The 20337-nt window shown below is 53.1% G+C and carries 18 protein-coding genes, 1 tRNA gene and 3 rRNA genes; 14 read left to right on the forward strand and 8 right to left on the reverse strand.

Translation table 11 applies throughout. The features are described from left to right. Positions 1–2: 2 nt before the first annotated feature. From rrf (FHC49_RS04975) to rrf (FHC49_RS04990), 4 genes are all read left to right on the forward strand, one after another. Positions 3–96: ribosomal RNA gene (rrf, locus tag FHC49_RS04975) — 5S ribosomal RNA — on the forward strand. Positions 97–121: 25 nt separating this feature from the next. Then, a tRNA-Thr gene (locus FHC49_RS04980) sits at positions 122–197 on the forward strand. Positions 198–236: 39 nt separating this feature from the next. Next, positions 237–352: ribosomal RNA gene (gene rrf / locus FHC49_RS04985) — 5S ribosomal RNA — on the forward strand. A 197-nt stretch (positions 353–549) separates the two neighbouring features. Continuing rightward, positions 550–665: ribosomal RNA gene (gene rrf, locus FHC49_RS04990) — 5S ribosomal RNA — on the forward strand. 107 nt (positions 666–772) lie between these two features. Here the strand turns inward: rrf (FHC49_RS04990) and mobB are convergent. Further along, positions 773–1282, reverse strand: coding sequence for a molybdopterin-guanine dinucleotide biosynthesis protein MobB (mobB, locus tag FHC49_RS04995; protein WP_220439020.1), 510 nt, complete (start codon positions 1280–1282; stop codon positions 773–775). After that, complete coding sequence (gene mobA / locus FHC49_RS05000; RefSeq protein ID WP_370631753.1) at positions 1279–1806, reverse strand: molybdenum cofactor guanylyltransferase MobA; 528 nt, start codon at positions 1804–1806, stop codon at positions 1279–1281. The genes mobB and mobA overlap by 4 nt, the downstream gene beginning before the upstream one ends. A gap of 126 nt (positions 1807–1932) precedes the next feature. Here mobA and FHC49_RS05005 point away from each other — a divergent pair, with 126 nt between their 5' ends. From FHC49_RS05005 to dsbA, 3 genes are all read left to right on the forward strand, one after another. Further along, positions 1933–2202: a YihD family protein gene (locus FHC49_RS05005; RefSeq protein WP_052284157.1), complete on the forward strand. Its 270-nt coding sequence runs from the start codon at positions 1933–1935 to the stop codon at positions 2200–2202. Positions 2203–2277: 75 nt separating this feature from the next. After that, entirely contained in the window at positions 2278–3264 is a 987-nt protein-coding gene (locus FHC49_RS05010) for a serine/threonine protein kinase (protein WP_220439023.1), read from the forward strand. 27 nt (positions 3265–3291) lie between these two features. Next, entirely contained in the window at positions 3292–3915 is a 624-nt protein-coding gene (dsbA, locus tag FHC49_RS05015) for a thiol:disulfide interchange protein DsbA (RefSeq protein ID WP_035892299.1), read from the forward strand. 15 nt (positions 3916–3930) lie between these two features. Here dsbA and FHC49_RS05020 read toward each other — a convergent pair whose 3' ends face one another. After that, positions 3931–4839 carry an acyltransferase gene (locus FHC49_RS05020; RefSeq protein ID WP_220439025.1) on the reverse strand — a complete coding sequence of 303 codons (909 nt, stop codon included), beginning with the start codon at positions 4837–4839 and terminating at the stop codon, positions 3931–3933. A 396-nt stretch (positions 4840–5235) separates the two neighbouring features. Between FHC49_RS05020 and polA the strand changes: the two genes are divergently transcribed. Continuing rightward, complete coding sequence (gene polA / locus FHC49_RS05025; protein WP_220439027.1) at positions 5236–8031, forward strand: DNA polymerase I; 2796 nt, start codon at positions 5236–5238, stop codon at positions 8029–8031. A 375-nt stretch (positions 8032–8406) separates the two neighbouring features. Here polA and yihA read toward each other — a convergent pair whose 3' ends face one another. Continuing rightward, positions 8407–9042, reverse strand: coding sequence for a ribosome biogenesis GTP-binding protein YihA/YsxC (yihA, locus tag FHC49_RS05030; protein ID WP_220439029.1), 636 nt, complete (start codon positions 9040–9042; stop codon positions 8407–8409). Between the two features lie 590 nt (positions 9043–9632). Between yihA and yihI the strand changes: the two genes are divergently transcribed. Then, positions 9633–10148, forward strand: a complete 516-nt coding sequence (yihI, locus tag FHC49_RS05035) for a Der GTPase-activating protein YihI (RefSeq protein ID WP_220439031.1) — start codon at positions 9633–9635, stop codon at positions 10146–10148. 188 nt (positions 10149–10336) lie between these two features. Next, positions 10337–11710, forward strand: a complete 1374-nt coding sequence (gene hemN / locus FHC49_RS05040; RefSeq protein WP_220439033.1) for an oxygen-independent coproporphyrinogen III oxidase — start codon at positions 10337–10339, stop codon at positions 11708–11710. A 69-nt stretch (positions 11711–11779) separates the two neighbouring features. Here hemN and FHC49_RS05045 read toward each other — a convergent pair whose 3' ends face one another. The 4 genes from FHC49_RS05045 to glnA form a co-directional block, all read right to left on the reverse strand. Further along, on the reverse strand, positions 11780–11887 hold the full coding sequence (locus FHC49_RS05045) for a YshB family small membrane protein (protein WP_147281518.1): 108 nt from the start codon (positions 11885–11887) through the stop codon (positions 11780–11782). A 111-nt stretch (positions 11888–11998) separates the two neighbouring features. After that, on the reverse strand, positions 11999–13411 hold the full coding sequence (gene glnG / locus FHC49_RS05050; RefSeq protein WP_035892305.1) for a nitrogen regulation protein NR(I): 1413 nt from the start codon (positions 13409–13411) through the stop codon (positions 11999–12001). 9 nt (positions 13412–13420) lie between these two features. Continuing rightward, positions 13421–14470 (reverse strand): nitrogen regulation protein NR(II), encoded by a 1050-nt coding sequence (gene glnL / locus FHC49_RS05055; RefSeq protein WP_035892306.1) that lies wholly within the window; start codon positions 14468–14470, stop codon positions 13421–13423. A 206-nt stretch (positions 14471–14676) separates the two neighbouring features. Beyond that, positions 14677–16086, reverse strand: coding sequence for a glutamate--ammonia ligase (glnA, locus tag FHC49_RS05060; protein ID WP_035892307.1), 1410 nt, complete (start codon positions 16084–16086; stop codon positions 14677–14679). 379 nt (positions 16087–16465) lie between these two features. Between glnA and typA the strand changes: the two genes are divergently transcribed. The 4 genes from typA (at position 16466) to dtd (ending at position 20319) form a co-directional block, all read left to right on the forward strand. Beyond that, complete coding sequence (typA, locus tag FHC49_RS05065) at positions 16466–18289, forward strand: ribosome-dependent GTPase TypA (RefSeq protein ID WP_035892308.1); 1824 nt, start codon at positions 16466–16468, stop codon at positions 18287–18289. A 136-nt stretch (positions 18290–18425) separates the two neighbouring features. Next, complete coding sequence (gene yihX / locus FHC49_RS05070; protein ID WP_185668853.1) at positions 18426–19025, forward strand: glucose-1-phosphatase; 600 nt, start codon at positions 18426–18428, stop codon at positions 19023–19025. Next, positions 19019–19885, forward strand: a complete 867-nt coding sequence (locus FHC49_RS05075) for a virulence factor BrkB family protein (RefSeq protein ID WP_220439035.1) — start codon at positions 19019–19021, stop codon at positions 19883–19885. Before yihX ends, FHC49_RS05075 begins: the two co-directional genes overlap by 7 nt. Beyond that, positions 19882–20319 (forward strand): D-aminoacyl-tRNA deacylase, encoded by a 438-nt coding sequence (gene dtd, locus FHC49_RS05080; RefSeq protein ID WP_220439045.1) that lies wholly within the window; start codon positions 19882–19884, stop codon positions 20317–20319. The genes FHC49_RS05075 and dtd overlap by 4 nt, the downstream gene beginning before the upstream one ends. Positions 20320–20337: the final 18 nt, after the last annotated feature.

Raw genomic sequence — 20337 nt, forward strand, 5'->3', positions numbered from 1 at the left:
TGTAGCGCGGTGGTCCCACCTGACCCCATGCCGAACTCAGAAGTGAAACGCCGTAGCGCCGATGGTAGTGTGGGGTCTCCCCATGCGAGAGTAGGGAACTGCCAGGCATCAAATTTAGTGTGCTGATATGGCTCAGTTGGTAGAGCGCACCCTTGGTAAGGGTGAGGTCCCCAGTTCGACTCTGGGTATCAGCACCAGTTTTTCGGGTTAAAGTTTGGCACTTAGTAAAGAATTTGTCTGGCGGCTGTAGCGCGGTGGTCCCACCTGACCCCATGCCGAACTCAGAAGTGAAACGCCGTAGCGCCGATGGTAGTGTGGGGTCTCCCCATGCGAGAGTAGGGAACTGCCAGACATCAATTAAAGTAAAAAAGCCCATCCGTCAGGATGGGCTTTTTTACGTCTATACGAAAGTAAAAGTACGGTGAAAATCCCCGGGGTCACTGCTGTACGACCGGATACATAGGTAACACTTCAGACCGGGAACATAGGTAACACTTTCCTAGTCTATCCGGATAATACTACGGCTTTTCCGGTCATAGTAAGCAAGCGTTATACGGCTGTAGCGCGGTGGTCCCACCTGACCCCATGCCGAACTCAGAAGTGAAACGCCGTAGCGCCGATGGTAGTGTGGGGTCTCCCCATGCGAGAGTAGGGAACTGCCAGGCATCAATTAGTGAAGAAGCCCATCCTGACGGATGGGCTTTTTTGCGTCTGCGGGAAAGTGAAAGAACGGTGAACATCCCGGGGTCACTGCGTTCGCCCAGGCTACCAATTACTCTTCTGTTTCTAACCATGCCACAATAAACGCCACTATCTCCGGCAAATTATTCAAATCCAGCACCGGCACATCGACATTCAGCGTAATATCGCTGGCCACTGCAATCGTATGTTCATCGATCGTCAACTCGTTCACCGGGTGCCCGGCATCCTGACGAAATAGCAGGATCTTCGCGACGGCTTCATGCTTAAACCCTTCAACCAGCACCAGATCCAGCTTTGAAGCGTCCATCCGACTAACCAGAAACGCCAGGTCTAACTCCTCTTCTTCCGGCGTTTCCGTCATCAGCGCCCAGCGTTGCCGGCTGGCAACCAGCGTCTGTGCCGCCCCCGCCTTGCGAAGTTCGTAGCTATCCTTTCCTGGCTTATCTACATCCATATTGTGATGCGTATGTTTGATAAGCCCTGGACGAATACCCTTTGCACAAAGTTCGGGGATGAGTTTTTTCAGCAGCGTCGTTTTTCCCGTACCGCTCCAGGCGGAAATCGCTAACAATGGGATCATATTCTTTCCTGATTGAGCGTGAGATCTTCCGGGGTATTCATGTTGCGAAATGCCTCTTTTGTGTCGCTAAAATTGACGGAATGGCCGCCAACCTGGCGCATAAACACCATTACGCGACGTTCGCCACTGGCAAGATAATCGACAATCTGTGGGGCCAGACTGCGGTGAGCAAGGGCGACGGCAGGGTGGTCGCGATCGCCATCATGGACCCACACCACTGGGGCATTCTGGCGCTGATCTACCAGGCGTTCGACAAGATTGTCGGGGATAAACGGCGTATCGCAGGGGCAAAACAGAAACCACTCGCCGGATGTCTGCTGCATAACCGATAACAGTCCGGCAAGCGGCCCAGGGAATCCCGACAGCGTATCGGCAATTACCGGAAAGCCGCTCTGTCTGTAGATATCCAGATTACGATTCGCGCTAATGACAACCTCGTTTACCTGCGGAAGAAGACAGTCCACTACGTGTTGCCACAGCGGTTTACCGTTAAGCAGCATTAATCCTTTGTCCTGCCCACCCATTCTTGAGGCTTTGCCGCCTGCTAACACCACACCGGTTATCTGGCACTCTGCTTTCACCGCTATCGCCTCTTTTATTGTGGGGTTTACCCTGCTAACGTGTCTCTATCAAGCGTAAGGAGCACGACCATGAAATGTAAACGTCTGAATGAAGTTATTGAACTCCTCCAGCCAGCCTGGCAGAAAGAGCCGGAGCTGAATTTAATGCAATTTTTGCAGAAACTGGCGAAGGAGTCAGGCTATGACGGCGAATTGGCCGATTTAACGGATGATATTCTGATCTACCATCTGAAAATGCGCGACTCCGCCAAAGACGCGGTTATTCCTGGCATTCAGAAAGATTATGAAGAAGACTTCAAAACCGCGCTGCTGCGCGCTCGCGGCGTAATAAAAGAGTAAAAGGTTGTAAGCAGAGCCACTCAAGGCACCGCGAAATGATATCCTGAATCATTCGTATCGTTATCGGATGTCAGGATGAACGACAAGGCTTTCACTTTCCAGACTCTCCACCCGGATACCATCATCGATGCCCTATTCGATCAAGGTATCCGGGTTGATTCTGGACTCACCCCTCTTAACAGCTACGAGAATCGGGTCTATCAGTTTCAGGATGAAGATCGTCGCCGCATGGTGGTTAAATTCTATCGTCCGGAACGCTGGTCGGCGGCGCAGATTCTTGAAGAGCACCAGTTTGCACTGGAGCTAGTCGAGGATGAGGTTCCGGTTGCCGCACCTATCCTATTTAATGACCAGACTCTGCTCACGCACGAGGGGTTCTATTTTGCCGTCTTCCCGAGCATGGGTGGTCGCCAATTTGAATCAGATAACCTGGATCAGATGGAGTGGGTTGGGCGCTATCTCGGACGCATGCACCAGACTGGCCGCAAATCACGCTTTGCTGCGCGTCCTTCTATCGGCGTAAAAGAGTATCTGATTGAGCCACGTGCCCTTTTTGAGCATTCGGCGCTGATTCCCGCCGGTTTAAAAGACCGTTTCCTGAAAGCGACCGATGACCTGATTGATGCGGTCATGGGGCTATGGCATGGGCGTTTCGATGCTTTACGCTTACACGGCGACTGCCATGCGGGAAATATCCTCTGGCGCGATGGTCCGCTGTTTGTCGATCTTGACGATGCGCGCAACGGCCCCGCCGTTCAGGACCTCTGGATGTTGCTTAACGGCTCTCCTGCTGAGAGACGTATGCAGCTTGAAACTATCGTTGAGGCTTACGAAGAATTCAGCAGCTTTAATTCAGACGAATTGGCGCTGATTGAGCCTTTACGTGCAATGCGGTTGGTTTATTATCTTGCCTGGATTATCAGGCGTTGGGATGACCCTGCATTTCCGAAAAATTTTCCCTGGTTAACCGGGGAAGATTTCTGGCATCAGCAGATCGCGACTTTTATTGAGCAGGTGAAGGTTCTGCAAGAACCCCCTCTTCAGTTAACGCCAATGTATTAATTCGACACAGTCAGGAGAGAGTGAGTTATGAAAAAGGTTTGGCTTGCGCTGGCAGGTATGATTCTGGCATTCAGCGCATCCGCTGCTCAGATTACCGACGGCAAACAATACGTTACGATCGATAAGCCGGTTGCAGGTGAGCCGCAGGTGCTGGAGTTCTTCTCCTTCTACTGCCCGCATTGCTATCAGTTTGAGGAAGTTCTGCACGTTTCCGACAACGTGAAGAAAAAGCTGCCGGAAGGCACCAAAATGACCAAGTACCACGTTGAGTTCCTGGGCCCGTTGGGCAAAGACCTGACTCAGGCGTGGGCGGTAGCGATGGCGCTGGGCGTAGAAGATCAGATCACTGCACCGATGTTTGAAGCGGTACAGAAAACCCAGACCGTGCAGACCGTTGCGGATATCCGCAAAGTCTTCACCGACGCTGGCGTGAAGGGCGAAGATTATGATGCCGCCTGGAACAGCTTCGTGGTGAAATCTCTGGTCGCGCAGCAGGAAAAAGCGGCAGCCGATCTGCAGCTGCAGGGTGTTCCTGCGATGTTTGTTAACGGTAAATACCAGCTGAACCCGCAGGGCATGGACACCAGCAACATGGATGTCTTTGTCGCTCAGTATGCTGATACCGTAAAACAGCTTGTTGAGAAGAAATAATAAAGAAAACGCCGGTCAATGACCGGCGTTTTTGTATTCTGTTTTGATGTCTGTAATCTGATGGTCTTTCTCTTCCCACAGCGCATTCAGCCATAGCTGGAAGCGTCGCTTAAAGTTCTTATCCCCCACGTAATCGCCGTGCATTTCTGGGTCAATGGGACGCAGATTCACGCGGACCACAATGCGCGTCAGTTTACCGCTGAGCATATCGTAGAACGGCGTTTTATCGTTTTCCGGGTAGCAGAGCGTCACGTCGAGCAGCTTATCAAACTGGGTACCTAACACGTTCAGCGCCATGGCAATACCGGCGGCTTTTGGCGGCAGCAAGTTTTGATAAGGCGAACGGGTTTGCAGGCGCTTTTCAGGGGTAAAGCGCGAGCCTTCGACAAAGTTGACGATGGTGGTGGGATGCGCGCGGAATTTCTCGCACGAGCGGCGCGTCGTTTCCACATCTTTACCGCGACGTTCCGGGTGACGAATCAAATAGCTGCGGGAATAGCGACGCATAAATGGCATATCCAGCGCCCAGCATGCCAGCCCCATGAACGGAACCCAGGCCAGCTGCTGCTTCAGGAAATACTTATTCATCGGGATATGCTTGCGGAAAATCACGCACAGCACCACGATGTCTGCCCAGCTGTGGTGGTTACAAATGAGCAGATACCAGTTCTTCTTATTGAGTGTTTCTAGCCCTTCGATATCCCACTTGAGCCAGGGATTGAGATGCAGCAGCGCCGCCAGCCCTTCACACCAGCAGAACATCATAAAGTTGCAGAATACCGAGACGGAGCGCCAGATTGCCGGCACCGGCAAAATCAGTTTAATCATGCCGGCGAGAATAATCGGTATGGAGCACAATATGGTCAATAATATGGTGAGTGCGATACTGATGGGCAGCGTTATCGCAGCGAGTAATCTCGACATAGTTTGTTTATTCAGATAGTTAGTTATTTAACGTGCCCATACAAAAAGGCACAAGGCGCTGATTTTACCAGAAAACGTGTTAAATGACGGTTCTTACCTGAAGAGAAAAATTGTCGCTATGTCTATCCACACTGTGTGAATTACCACCAGATCACGGTTATTAACCACGATCTACATATAATTAATTGAAAATATTGAATTATTTTGTTGTTAACCATCGATTACATATCATTTGTTATTAGTAAAATAAAACTATTCACAAACTTATCCACAATTTGTTTTGCGTGCGATCGCGAGGATCTGCAAATCTTTTCTCGTTATTTTGGCGAAAAACTCATGTTTTCATGCCGTCTGTGGCATCCTTTACCCATAATCTGATAAACAGGCACGGAAATTATGGTTCAGATCCCTGAAAACCCTCTCATCCTCGTTGATGGATCTTCTTATCTCTATCGGGCATATCACGCATTCCCACCGCTGACGAACCGTGCGGGAGAGCCGACGGGCGCGATGTACGGCGTGCTGAACATGCTGCGCAGCCTGATCCTCCAGTATCAGCCAACCCATGCTGCCGTGGTGTTTGATGCGAAGGGAAAAACCTTCCGTGACGAATTGTTTGAAGACTACAAATCACATCGCCCGCCAATGCCGGACGATCTGCGTGCGCAGATTGAACCGCTGCATATCATGGTGAAAGCGATGGGCCTGCCGCTGTTAGCCGTCTCCGGCGTAGAAGCGGATGACGTGATCGGTACGCTGGCGCGTGAAGCGGAAAAAGCGGGCCGCCCGGTGCTTATCAGCACCGGGGATAAAGATATGGCACAGCTTGTCACCCCGGGCATTACGCTTATCAATACCATGACCAATACCATTCTCGGCCCGGACGAAGTGGTGACCAAATACGGCGTGCCGCCGGAGCTGATTATTGACTTCCTCGCGCTGATGGGCGACTCCTCGGATAACATTCCGGGCGTGCCGGGCGTGGGTGAAAAGACCGCGCAGGCGTTGCTGCAAGGGCTAGGTGGCCTCGATACGCTCTACGGTGAACCGGAAAAAATCGCCGGGCTGACCTTCCGTGGCGCCAAGACCATGGCGGCGAAGCTTGAGCAGAACAAAGATCTGGCCTACCTCTCCTATAAGCTGGCGACCATTAAAACGGACGTAGAGCTGGAACTGAGCTGCGAGCAGCTCATTGTTGCGGAGCCTGCGGCCGATGAGCTGCTAACGCTGTTCAAGAAATACGAATTTAAGCGCTGGATAACTGACGTTGAGTCCGGCACCTGGATGCAGGCTAAAGGGACGAAACCTGCCGCTAAACCGGCCAGCAAAGCCGCTGACGTAGACGTTGAGGCTGAAGTCGAAGAGACCGCAGCCACGCTGTCGTCCGAAAACTATGTCACCATCCTCGATGAAGCTACGCTGGTCAGCTGGATTGAGAAGCTGAAGAAAGCGCCTCTGTTTGCTTTCGATACTGAAACCGACAGCCTTGATAACATCTCTGCCAATATGGTGGGCCTGTCGTTTGCGACTGAACCCGGCATTGCTGCCTATGTTCCTGTCGCTCATGACTATCTCGATTCCCCTGACCAGATCTCCCGCGAGCGCGCTTTAGAACTCCTCAAGCCGCTGCTGGAGGATGAAACGCTGCTGAAGGTGGGTCAGAACCTGAAATATGACCGCGGTATTCTTGCCAACTACGGTATTGAACTGCGCGGTATCGCCTATGACACCATGCTGGAGTCCTACACGCTGGATAGCGTTGCCGGTCGCCATGATATGGACAGCCTCTCCGACCGCTGGTTAAAACACAAAACCATCACGTTCGAAGAGATTGCCGGTAAAGGTAAAAATCAGCTGACCTTCAACCAGATTGCGCTGGAAGAAGCCGGTCGCTATGCGGCGGAAGATGCCGACGTGACGCTCCAGCTGCACCTGAAGATGTGGCCGAAGCTGCAGAAGCACGAAGGGCCGCTGCGCATCTTTAACGAGATTGAAATGCCGCTGGTGCCGGTGCTGTCACGTGTTGAACGCAATGGCGTGAAGATTGATCCTGCCGTGCTGCACGCGCATTCGCAGGAGATTGCCAAGCGCCTGATCGAGCTGGAGCAGAAAGCCTACGAGATTGCCGGGGAAGAATTTAACCTCTCCTCGCCGAAGCAGCTGCAGACCATCCTGTTTGAAAAACAGGGCATCAAGCCGCTGAAGAAAACGCCGGGCGGTGCGCCGTCTACGTCGGAAGAGGTGCTGGAAGAGCTGGCGCTCGACTACCCGCTGCCGAAGGTGATTCTGGAGTACCGTGGTCTGGCGAAGCTGAAATCGACCTACACCGATAAGCTGCCGTTGATGATCAACCCGAAAACCGGCCGCGTTCATACCTCCTATCACCAGGCGGTAACCGCAACCGGGCGACTCTCTTCGACCGATCCGAACTTGCAGAACATTCCAGTGCGTAACGAGGAAGGGCGTCGTATTCGTCAGGCGTTTATTGCGCCGGAAGATTACCTCATCGTCTCTGCCGACTACTCGCAAATTGAGCTGCGCATTATGGCGCACCTGTCCCGCGACGAAGGCCTGCTGAACGCGTTTGCCGAAGGTAAGGATATCCACCGTGCCACCGCAGCTGAGGTATTCGGTCTGCCGCTGGAGAGCGTGAGTAGTGAACAGCGTCGCAGCGCTAAGGCGATTAACTTCGGCCTGATTTACGGTATGAGCGCCTTTGGCCTGGCTCGCCAGCTTAATATTCCGCGCAAAGAAGCCCAGAAATATATGGATCTCTACTTCGAGCGTTACCCTGGCGTGCTGGACTATATGGAACGCACCCGTCAGCAGGCTAAAGAGCAGGGCTATGTTGCCACGTTCGACGGTCGTCGCCTCTATCTGCCGGACATCAAATCCAGCAACGGCGCTCGCCGTGCGGGTGCTGAGCGTGCGGCGATTAACGCCCCGATGCAGGGAACCGCTGCCGATATCATCAAACGCGCAATGATTGCGGTGGATGAGTGGTTAGAAAGCGAGAAGCCACGCGTTCGCATGATCATGCAGGTACACGATGAACTGGTCTTTGAGGTGCATAAAGATGACCTCGAGGCGGTATCGAAGAAAGTGCATGAGTTAATGGAAAACAGCACGACGCTGGATGTGCCGTTGTTGGTGGAAGTGGGCAGTGGTGAAAACTGGGATCAAGCTCATTAAGTATCCGATGAATAACGCTCTTTTTTGTAAGTAAGCAACATAACTTATCTAGTTTTGTGATGAACATTAGAATTCGTTATGTAACAAATGAAAAAAAACTACAAAAAATGCTTTCTGAACGGGGTAAAAAAGAGTAGAGTTAATCTCGTAGGGTACAGAGGTAAGATGTTCTATCTTTCAGACCTTTTACTTCACGTAATCGGATTTGGCTGAATATTTTAGCCGCCCCAGTCAGTAATGACTGGGGCGTTTTTTATTGGGCGAAAGAAAAGTTTTCGGCGCGATAAAATCGAAAGGTATTGCGTTAAATCAGTGGGATAGAGCGAGCCCGGAACAGGGCGCTACGCGCCGCTATCCGGGATAAATGCGGGGGGATTACTCTTCTGTAGCCTCAACGTCTTCCTGCGGCGGAATATCGTTAAACCAGCTATCCAGCTTCTGACGCAGCTTATCGACACCCTGCTTTTTCAGTGAAGAAAAAGCTTCAACCTGCACGTCGCCATTAAAAGCCAACGCTGCTTCACGAACCTGGTTCAGCTGCGCCTTACGCGCGCCGCTCGCCAGCTTGTCCGCTTTCGTCAGCAGTACCAGTACCGGGATTTCGCTGGCGACGGCCCACTCGATCATCTGCTGGTCGAGGTCCTTCAGCGGATGGCGAATATCCATCAGCACCACTAATCCTTTCAAACACAGACGTTTCTCCAGGTATTCACCCAGCGCACGCTGCCATTTGATCTTCATCTCTTCCGGAACCTGCGCATAGCCATAACCCGGCAGGTCGACCAGGCGTTTGCCATCGGCGACTTCAAACAGGTTAATCAGCTGAGTACGGCCCGGCGTTTTTGAAGTACGCGCCAGACTTTTCTGGTTGGTGAGCGTATTCAGGGCGCTGGATTTCCCCGCGTTGGAGCGGCCAGCAAAGGCCACTTCGATTCCGGTATCGGAAGGTAAGTGGCGGATGTCAGGCGCACTGGTCACAAAATGCGTCTGTTGATAGTTCCAGTTAGTCAAAACGGTCTTCTCCGTTAAATCAGGCAATGCGGGCGATTATACCCGATCGGCAAAAAAAGACTGGTTTTCCTCTTCGCGCATTGACTGTAAGACGATGCCCTTTCGTTTGTAAGACATTTGCCATTGTCTCTATGCGAAATTTAGGAAAAAACGGGGGCGACATAATATTCAAATCATTTGAAATCATATAGTTAATGTTGGGCAATATTCTGATTTGTCCATTTTTCACCGTTTCGTTGCTTGTTAGTTTAGCCCAACGCTGTAAAGTAGCACCCATCGGCAAGGGCGCCGGAAGGAATATAGACTCAGGATGAGCGGTCAGGAGCGCCAGGAGGCGAAGACCGAAGGAATCAGCCAGGAAGGCGAACGTCTGGAGACGTTAAACACGGATAGGGACCATAACAGGGACTGTTATAGAGCTAACGGATAGACAGGGCGCGTTGAAAGCCAACATGGAATGTAGAACCCGTAAAGGGTTGTGAGTCAGGAAAAAAGGCGACAGATTACTCTGTCGCCTTTTTTCTTTGTTTGCTTTCTGCTAGATTCCGGCTCAATTCTATACTGAATAAAACGGCTTAAAGACAGACATCATGAAAAAACCAACCTCTGCACCGCGCAGTAAAACGCCAGGTAAACAGCGCCGTAAAACGCGTGAAGAACTGAACCTGGAAGCTCGCGAACGTAAAAACGATAAAAAACACCGTGGTAACGCGGCGGGAAGCCGTGCGACTGGCTCTGACGGTGCATCCGGCTCCAATAAACAAAAGCAGCAAAAAGATCCTCGTATTGGCAGTAAAAAACCCATCGCGCTGGGCGTTACTGACGCACCGGTCGTGAAACAGCCCAAACCGAAGAGCGAGAAACCTATGCTTTCACCGCAGGCCGAGCTGGATATGCTGGAGAGAGATGAGCGCCTGGACGCGCTGCTGGAACGTCTGGAAAATGACGAAACCCTGACCGCTGAAGAGCAGAAATGGGTAGACGCTAAACTGGATCGCATCGATGAACTGATGCAGCAACTCGGCCTCTCTTACGATGACGACGAAGAAGAAGAGGAAGAAGAGGGCAAGGAAGACATGATGCGCTTGCTGAGAGGCGGCAACTAACGTTTGCACTCCATTGGCTTGCCAGTCCTGCTTATAACCCTTTTGGTTGTATGTTATCTGGTGTGGTTATTCGTTAAACTACGACGGTTGTCGCGGCGTCAAAAGTGGCTGCGCAACCGGCTGTTGCTTCGTAACGGAGCAGCACCGGCACGCCGTCGTCGTTCGCGATACCATCGGAAGGAGTGAGCATGTCTGAGCAGTTAATCGACTGGGATCTGGCCCTGATCCAGAAATATAACTATTCCGGGCCGCGCTATACCTCGTATCCCACCGCACTGGAATTCTCTGACGCCTTTGGCGAACCTGAGTTTCATAACGCCGTTGCGCGTTACCCCGAACGTCCGCTGTCGCTGTACGTGCATATTCCGTTCTGCCACAAGCTCTGCTATTTCTGCGGCTGCAATAAAATTGTTACCCGCCAGCAGCATAAAGCTGACCAGTATCTCGATGTGCTGGAGCAGGAAATTCGCCAGCGCGCGCCGCTGTTTACCGGCCGTCACGTCAGCCAGCTTCACTGGGGCGGCGGTACGCCAACCTATCTGAACAAGGCGCAAATCAGCCGCTTGATGACGCTGCTGCGCGAGCATTTTCACTTTGATGCCGACGCGGAAATCTCTATTGAAGTCGACCCGCGCGAAATTGAGCTGGACGTTATCGACCACCTGCGCGCCGAGGGCTTTAACCGCCTGAGCATGGGCGTACAGGACTTCAACAAAGAAGTGCAGCGGCTGGTGAATCGCGAGCAGGACGAAGACTTTATCTTTGCGCTGCTCAACCACGCGCGCGAAATTGGTTTCACCTCGACCAATATCGACCTTATCTACGGCCTGCCGAAGCAAACGCCAGAGAGCTTTGCCTTTACCCTGCAGCGCGTTGCCGAGCTGAACCCTGACCGTCTGAGCGTGTTTAACTACGCGCACTTGCCGACGTTGTTTGCCGCTCAGCGCAAGATTAAAGACGCGGACCTGCCGTCGGCGCAGCAGAAGCTGGATATCTTGCAGGAAACCATCGGCTCGCTGACTCAGGCAGGCTACCAGTTTATCGGTATGGATCACTTTGCCCGCCCGGATAACGAACTGGCCGTAGCCCAGCGCGAAGGTGTGCTGCATCGCAACTTCCAGGGCTACACCACCCAGGGCGATACCGACCTGCTGGGTATGGGCGTATCCGCGATCAGCATGATTGGTGACTGCTACGCGCAGAACCAAAAAGAGCTGAAGCTCTATTACCAGCAGGTTGCCGAGCAGGGTAATGCGCTGTGGCGCGGCATTGCGTTGACTCGTGATGACTGTATCCGTCGCGATGTTATCAAAGCGCTTATCTGTAACTTCAGCCTCGATTTCGCGGCAATAGAGCAACAGTGGGCGCTGAAGTTTAGCGACTATTTTGCCGAAGACCTGAAGCTGCTGGCACCGTTGGCGCAGGATGGGCTGGTGGATGTGAATGAGAAGGGGATTAAGGTGACGGCGAAAGGTCGTCTGTTAATTCGTAATATCTGCATGTGCTTTGATGCCTATCTGCGACAGAAGGCGCGGATGCAGCAGTTCTCGCGGGTGATTTAGCGATGATATTGCCCGGCGGCGCTACGCTTACCGGGCTAAGAGGCCGGATAAGCGCAAGCGCCATCCGGCTTAGCTAAACAGCCCGACCAGCGCGGCACACAGCACGGCAGCAACGGCCGTCTGTGGTGAATGACCGGCGGCGCCGCTTGAAGCCAAATTAATCAATGATTCAAACATTATCGTCCCCTCGAATTTGCGGGCTGAATAATACTGAACTCATCGAAACAGTAAAGTATAAAATTGCAGCAACTTGCGCGAATCGAGCAATATTTACACTTCACTCTGGCCTTACTCCATTCCCAATTCTTTCAGCTTACGCGTCAGGGTATTGCGACCCCAGCCAAGCAGGCGAGCCGCTTCCTGTTTGTGCCCCTGCGTGTAGCGCAGCGCGGTGGTCAGCAGCGTACGCTCCATCTCCGGCTGGGCCTCAGAAAGCAGATTTTGATGACCGGAACGCAGCGCTCTGTCAGCCCACTGCGCCAGCAGCGTTGCCCAGCTATCCGGCAGCGACGTTGCCGTGGTGCTGTCCGGCATACTGGCTTCAAACAGCTCGCTCGGCAGATCCTGAATCAGCACCTCTTGTCCTGCGGCCATCACCGTGAGCCAGCGGCAGGTGTTTTCCAACTGACGCACGTTACCCGGCCAGGCCAGGCGCGTTAACGCCGCTTCGGTTTCCGGGTGCAGCAGCTTGGCTTCCACGCCCAGTTCGCGCGCGGCAACCTGTAAGAAATGGTGTGCCAGGCGTGGAATATCTTCCCGGCGCTCGCGCAGCGGCGGCAGGTGGACGCGGATTACGTTCAGGCGGTGGAATAAGTCCTCGCGGAATTTGCCTTCCTGAACGCGCTGTTCGAGGTTCTGGTGGGTTGCCGCGATGATGCGTACGTCAACCTTCACCGGGGCATAGCCGCCGACGCGGTAAAACTGACCGTCGGCCAATACGCGCAGCAAGCGGGTCTGGACGTCCATCGGCATATCGCCAATTTCATCGAGGAACAGCGTGCCGCCGTCGGCCTGCTCAAATCGACCCTGGCGAACGGTATTCGCGCCGGTAAATGCCCCTTTCTCATGGCCAAACAGCTCAGACTCAATCAGGTCTTTTGGAATTGCCGCCATGTTGAGCGCGATAAACGGTGCTTTAACGCGAGGGCTATGGCGATGCAGCGCATGGGCAACCAGCTCTTTACCGGTACCGGACTCGCCGTTAATCAGCACGCTGATAGACGAGCGTGAGAGGCGACCGATAATGCGAAACACGTCCTGCATAGCGGGTGCTTCACCGATGATATCGGTGGTTGGGTCATTGACCTGTACGTTGCGCGGCTGCTGCTGCTCCTGGTAGTGGCTAATCGCCCGCTCGACCAGCGCGACCGCTTCATCGATATCAAACGGTTTTGGCAGGTAGTCAAACGCTCCCTGCTGGTAGGCGCTAACGGCGGCATCCAGATCGGAGTGCGCGGTCATTATGATGACCGGAAGCATCGGGTGGCGCTGCTTAATTTGCGTTAACAGCGCCAGACCGTCCATTCCGGGCATGCGGATATCGGACATCAGCACGTCAGGCGTTTTGGTGGCCAGCGCATCCAGCACCTCTTTTCCGCCTTCAAACGTGGTGCAGGTTAACCCCGCGCCGGTGAGCGCGCGTTCAAGCACCCAACGGATGGAGCTATCGTCATCAACGACCCAGACTATCCCTCGTTGCATAAACACACCTTATTTCTTGATTGGCAGGAAAACCGAGAACTCGGTATGGCCTGGCCAACTGGTAAATTCAATTTTGCCGGAGTGCTGATCGATAAGGCTGCGCGCTATCGACAGACCCAGCCCGGTGCCGCCTTCGCGGCCGCTGACCATCGGGTAAAACAGCGTATCCTGCAAATGCGATGGAATACCGGGGCCGTTATCTTCAACATCAATTCGAGCGGCCAGTCGGTAGCGTACGCCGTGCAGCGTTAACTGAAATGCGGTGCGGGTGCGCAGGACAATTTCGCCCCCTTCCGGGCCAAGCGCCTGCAGCGCGTTGCGCACAATATTCAGCAGAACTTGTTCAATCTGGTCTGGATCGTGCGGAAGTTCCGGCAAACTTGGATCGTAATCGCGCACCAGAGTGACGTTCTCCGGCAGCTCCATCGACACCAATTTGACGACGCGTTCCGCCACTTTATGAATGCTCTCGGTGATGTGCGTACCGGGATGCTGTGGGCCAAGCAGACGGTCGACCAGATTCCGCAGGCGGTCGGCCTGCTCAATGATGACGTTGGTGTACTCGGTCAGCGCCGGGTCTGGCAGCGCCTTACTGAGTAGCTGTGCAGCGCCGCGTAAGCCACCCAGCGGGTTTTTAATCTCGTGGGCGAGCCCTCGTACCAGATCGCGCGCTGCGATTTGCTGGGCGTGCTGGAGCTGCTCCTGGCTGAGGCGGCGTTGATTATCCATTGGCGCCATTTCCAGCAGGATGAAACCGTCTGGCAGACGCTGTGCGGTCAGCGAAAGAATATGCGAGCGTCCGTCAATCACCAGCGTCACTTCGTTATCGGTAAACCCCTGGCCCGTTTGCAGGCTCTCCTGCATCAAGCCAATGTTCAGCGAGAAATAGCTCAGAAGCTCGGGTAAGGGCGTACCAAAGAGTTTGCGCGCGCTCTGCGCCAGTAGTTGCTGTGCGGCAGGGTTCGCATAGTGAACGGCCAGGTCATCATCGACCAGTAAAATGCTGTTGATTAACGAGTTAAGGATCTGCCCAGCATCGGGCAGTGCGCCTGTTGCCATTTAGCAGTCTCCTGAAAAGGCTTGCACTGTTTTAGTGCAGTATAGCTTTTTACGGGTAAAAAGCGCGAGATATCAGGTTGTTGGTGGAGAAAAAAGCCCATCCTGAGATGGGCTGAAAGTTTCCACGGCAACTTAATTCCAGGGAGTGCGCCAGAACCTAAGGGCAATGGCGCGGCTTCAGCTGGAAAGTACAACTCAAAATACGATTAGACGCTGTAGTACAGCTCGAACTCAACCGGGTGCGGAGTCATACGTACGCGGTCGTTTTCTTCGGTGCGCAGCGTGATGTAAGCGTCGATAGCTTCATCAGTGAACACGCCACCTGCGGTCAGGAACTCGCGGTCTGCATCGAGAGCCTGCAGCGCTTCTTCCAGAGAGCCAGCAACCTGTGGGATCTCTTTCGCTTCTTCTGGCGGCAGGTCGTACAGGTTTTTGTCCATGGCTTCGCCAGGGTGGATTTTGTTCTTGATGCCGTCCAGGCCAGCCATCAGCAGTGCCGCGAAGCACAGGTATGGGTTAGCCGCTGGGTCCGGGAAGCGCACTTCGATACGACGCGCTTTCGGAGAAGCAACAACCGGAATACGGATGGATGCAGAACGGTTACGGGCAGAGTAAGCCAGCATAACCGGTGCTTCGTAACCCGGGACCAGACGCTTGTAGGAGTTGGTGGTCGGGTTAGCCAGGGCGTTGATAGCTTTAGCGTGTTTGATAACACCGCCGATGTAGTGCAGCGCTTGCTCGGACAGGCCAGCATATTTGTCGCCGGAGAACAGGTTTACGCCGTTCTTGGACAGGGACATGTGGCAGTGCATGCCGGAACCGTTATCGCCAAACATTGGTTTTGGCATAAAGGTCGCGGTTTTACCGAAGCGGTGAGCAACGTTGTGCACAACATATTTGTAGATCTGAATTTCGTCCGCTTTCTTGGTCATGGTGTTGAAGCGGGTTGCGATTTCGTTCTGGCCAGCAGTCGCAACTTCGTGGTGATGTGCTTCAACAACCAGGCCCATCTCTTCCATGATCAGACACATGGTAGAACGGATGTCCTGTGAGGAATCAACCGGAGGAACTGGGAAGTAACCGCCTTTAACGCCTGGACGGTGACCTTTGTTACCACCTTCGTATTTGGTGGAGGAGTTCCATGCGCCTTCGATGTCATCGATAGCAACGTGAGAACCGGAGATGGATGCGCCGAAGCGGATGTCATCAAACAGGAAGAATTCTGGCTCTGGCCCGAACAGAACGGTGTCAGCGATGCCGGTAGCGCGCAGGTATTCTTCAGCGCGTTTAGCGATGGAGCGCGGGTCACGGTCGTAGCCCTGCAGTGTACCTGGTTCCAGGATGTCACAACGAATGATCAGGGTAGACTCTTCAAAGAACGGGTCGATGAGAGCGGTAGATGCATCTGGCATCAGAACCATGTCGGATTCGTTAATGCCTTTCCAGCCACCGATAGAGGAGCCGTCAAACATTTTGCCTTCTTCGAAGAATTCGGCATTTACCTGATGCGCAGGAATAGTGACGTGCTGTTCTTTACCTTTGGTATCGGTGAAGCGCAGATCGACAAACTTCACTTCGTGCTCATTCAGCATCGTCAAAACGTGTTCAGCGGACATACTTAACATCTCCCGGATTTATCATTGTCGTCGTGGTAACGAGGTCTTCAATCACTGCTTAAAGTGGCGTTGTTGCCCTGAAATATACAAAGCGAAATCTGTGCCAACTTTTAAATCACCCCCAAAAGGCGTTATCATGCGCACCATAGTGCAAAAGGGCTGCACCACGATAGCGTCTTTGCACCATTATAGTGCTTATCCTGAAGCGATGAGCACCATATTGGTGCAAATTGTGATTAGGTGCCCTTTTTATGCTCCGTGAAAGCGATCACAAAGGAACTCTGCAATACTTGTTTGCGGAGGATCTCTGTGATCCTGTTTTGTAGTGCGATTAATCCGTGTACAATAACGCGCTATTTCTAATGCCCGAGGCAAAGTTGTGATCGAAAATTTGCGTAACATCGCCATCATCGCGCACGTTGACCATGGTAAAACTACCCTGGTCGATAAGCTGCTGCAGCAATCCGGTACGTTTGATGCACGTGCTGAAACTCAAGAACGTGTGATGGACTCCAACGATTTGGAGAAAGAGCGTGGGATTACCATCCTCGCGAAAAACACCGCAATCAAATGGAATGATTACCGTATCAACATCGTTGATACCCCAGGGCACGCCGACTTCGGTGGTGAAGTTGAGCGCGTCATGTCCATGGTTGACTCTGTGCTGCTGGTAGTTGATGCAATGGATGGCCCGATGCCGCAGACGCGCTTCGTGACCAAAAAAGCATTTGCTCATGGTTTGAAGCCAATTGTTGTTATCAACAAAGTTGACCGTCCAGGCGCGCGTCCTGATTGGGTTGTTGACCAGGTATTCGACCTGTTCGTTAACCTCGACGCGACCGACGAACAGCTGGACTTCCCTATCGTTTACGCTTCCGCGCTGAACGGTATCGCAGGTCTGGATCACGAAAATATGGCGGAAGACATGACCCCGCTGTATCAGACCATCGTTGATCGTGTACCAGCTCCAGACGTAGACCTGGATGGCCCGCTGCAGATGCAAATCTCCCAGTTGGACTACAACAACTACGTTGGTGTTATCGGTATCGGCCGTATCAAACGCGGTAAAGTGAAGCCAAACCAGCAGATCACTATCATCGATAGCGAAGGCAAAACCCGTAACGGTAAAGTTGGTAAAGTACTGACTCACCTGGGTCTGGAGCGTATCGATAGCGACCTGGCTGAAGCTGGCGACATCATCGCGATCACCGGTCTGGGCGAGCTGAACATCTCCGACACCATCTGCGACCCGCAGAACGTCGAAGCGCTGCCAGCACTGTCCGTTGATGAACCGACGGTAACCATGTTCTTCAACGTCAACACCTCTCCATTCTGTGGTAAAGAAGGTAAGTACGTTACCTCTCGCCAGATTCTGGACCGTCTGAAGAAAGAACTGGTACACAACGTGGCACTGCGCGTTGAAGAAACTCCGGATGCAGACGCATTCCGCGTTTCTGGCCGTGGTGAACTGCACCTGTCCGTTCTGATTGAAAACATGCGTCGTGAAGGTTTCGAAATGGCGGTTTCCCGTCCGAAAGTAATCTTCCGCGAAATCGATGGCCGTAAACAAGAGCCATTCGAAAACGTAACGCTGGACGTCGAAGAGCAGCACCAGGGTTCTGTCATGCAGGCACTGGGTGAGCGTAAAGGCGACCTGAAAAACATGAATCCAGACGGAAAAGGCCGCGTACGTCTCGACTACGTGATCCCAAGCCGTGGTCTGATCGGCTTCCGTTCAGAATTCATGACCATGACCTCCGGTACCGGTCTGCTGTACTCCACCTTCAGCCACTACGACGACGTTCGTCCGGGTGAAGTGGGCCAGCGTCAGAACGGCGTACTGATCTCCAACGGTCAGGGTAAAGCGGTTGCGTTCGCACTGTTCAGCCTGCAGGACCGCGGTAAGCTGTTCCTGGGCCACGGCGCAGAAGTTTACGAAGGCCAGATCATCGGTATTCACAGCCGTTCTAACGACCTGACTGTAAACTGCCTGACCGGTAAAAAACTGACCAACATGCGTGCTTCTGGTACTGATGAAGCCACCACGCTGGTCCCAGCTCAGAAAATGACTCTGGAACAAGCTCTGGAGTTCATCGATGACGACGAACTGGTAGAAGTTACCCCAACGTCTATCCGTATCCGTAAACGTCACCTGACTGAAAATGACCGTAAACGCGCGATGCGCGGTCCAAAAGAAGATTAATTTCTCTCTTTTGTCGTGACCTAAAACCCCGCCTATATGGCGGGGTTTTTCTTTTTGAAATAGAGCGCGTTTGTTCATGGTCAAAGTTCTCCTTTCCCGCTAGAGTGAAATTTCCACGGCGTGAACGGAGGCAAAAATGCTCTATATCTTTGATTTAGGTAATGTGATTGTCGACATTGATTTCAACCGTGTTCTGGGTACGTGGAGCGATCTCGCCCGCGTTCCGCTGGCTCGGCTAAAGCAGAGTTTCACTATGGGAGAGGTATTTCATCAGCATGAGCGCGGTGAAATATCGGATGAAGCGTTTGCAAAAGCCATGTGCCACGATATGGAGCTACCGCTCAGCTACGAGCAGTTTGCCCATGGCTGGCAGGCGGTTTTTGTGGCGCTGCGCCCTGAAGTTATCGACATAATGAAAACGCTGCGCGAGCAGGGGCATCGTGTCGTCGTCCTGTCTAATACCAACGCACTGCACACCACTTTCTGGCCGGATGAATACCCGGAAATCTATGCTGCTGCCGACCACGTTTATCTCTCCCAGGAGATGGGAATGCGTAAACCAGAAGCACGGATTTACCAGCGCGTACTCGAGTCGGAAGGTTTTTCCGCTGCCGATGCGGTCTTTTTTGACGATAACGCCGATAATATAGAGGGCGCTAACCAGTTGGGGATCACCAGCGTGCTGGTGACCGGGAGAGAAACCCTACCCAACTATTTTATGAAGTCGTTATGCTAAAAACCGTTCATCAAAAACTGATTCATCATACCCGGCCGCTGGTGGCGTGGAGTAAATTCCTCTGGCGGCGCATCGAAGAAGATAATATGACGACACTGGCGGGCAACCTGGCCTACGTGTCGTTGCTTTCCATTGTGCCGCTGGTGGCGGTGATTTTTGCCCTGTTCGCAGCATTTCCCATGTTTTCGGAAGTTAGCCTGCAGATTCGCCATTTTGTGTTCGCTAACTTCCTGCCCGCAACCGGCGACGTTATTCAGCGCTATATCGAGCAGTTTGTCGCCAACTCCAACAGGATGACCGCGTTTGGTGCCTGCGGCCTGATTATTACCGCGCTGCTGTTGATGTACTCCATCGATAGCGCCTTGAACACTATCTGGCGGAGCAAGCGCACGCGCCCAAAGGTTTACTCATTTGCCGTTTACTGGATGATCCTGACACTGGGGCCGTTGTTGGCCGGGGTGAGTCTGGCAATTAGTTCCTATTTGCTGTCGCTACGCTGGGCCAGCGAACTGAACGGCGTGATTGATAACCTGCTGCGGGTTTTCCCGTTGCTGCTTTCCTGGCTGTCGTTCTGGCTGCTCTATAGTGTGGTGCCGACCACCCAGGTGCCGAATCGTGATGCGATTATTGGGGCGCTGGTAGCGGCGTTACTGCATGAACTGGGTAAGAAGGTGTTCTCGCTCTATATCACCGCGTTTCCATCCTATCAGCTGATTTACGGCGTGTTGGCGGTGATCCCCATTTTGTTTGTCTGGGTCTACTGGACCTGGTGTATCGTCTTGCTAGGTGCCGAAATAACTGTCACTCTCGGTGAATACCGAAAATTGAAAACAGAACAACAAGAAGCCGAAGAATCATGATTGCATTAATTCAGCGAGTCACTCGCACTAGCGTCAGCGTGGCGGATGAAGTGACGGGAGAGATTGGCCTGGGGCTGTTGGTGCTGCTGGGCGTAGAGAAGGATGATGACGAGCAGAAGGCAAACCGCCTGTGCGAGCGCGTGCTGGGTTACCGTATCTTCAGCGATGCGGACGGTAAGATGAACCTGAACGTGCAGCAGGCCGGCGGTAGCGTGCTGGTGGTGTCGCAGTTTACGCTAGCGGCCGATACCGAACGCGGTATGCGCCCGGGCTTCTCAAAAGGCGCCGCGCCGGATCGTGCCGAAGCGCTCTATGACTATTTTGTACAACGCTGTCGCCAACAGGACATGAACACGCAAACAGGACGATTCGCAGCGGATATGCAGGTGTCGCTGGTCAATGACGGCCCCGTGACGTTCTGGTTACAAGTATGACCACGCTTCCCGTTAGGA

It is taken from the genome of Kluyvera sp. EC_51 (assembly GCF_019584505.1).
GTDB lineage: Bacteria > Pseudomonadota > Gammaproteobacteria > Enterobacterales > Enterobacteriaceae > Kluyvera > Kluyvera sichuanensis.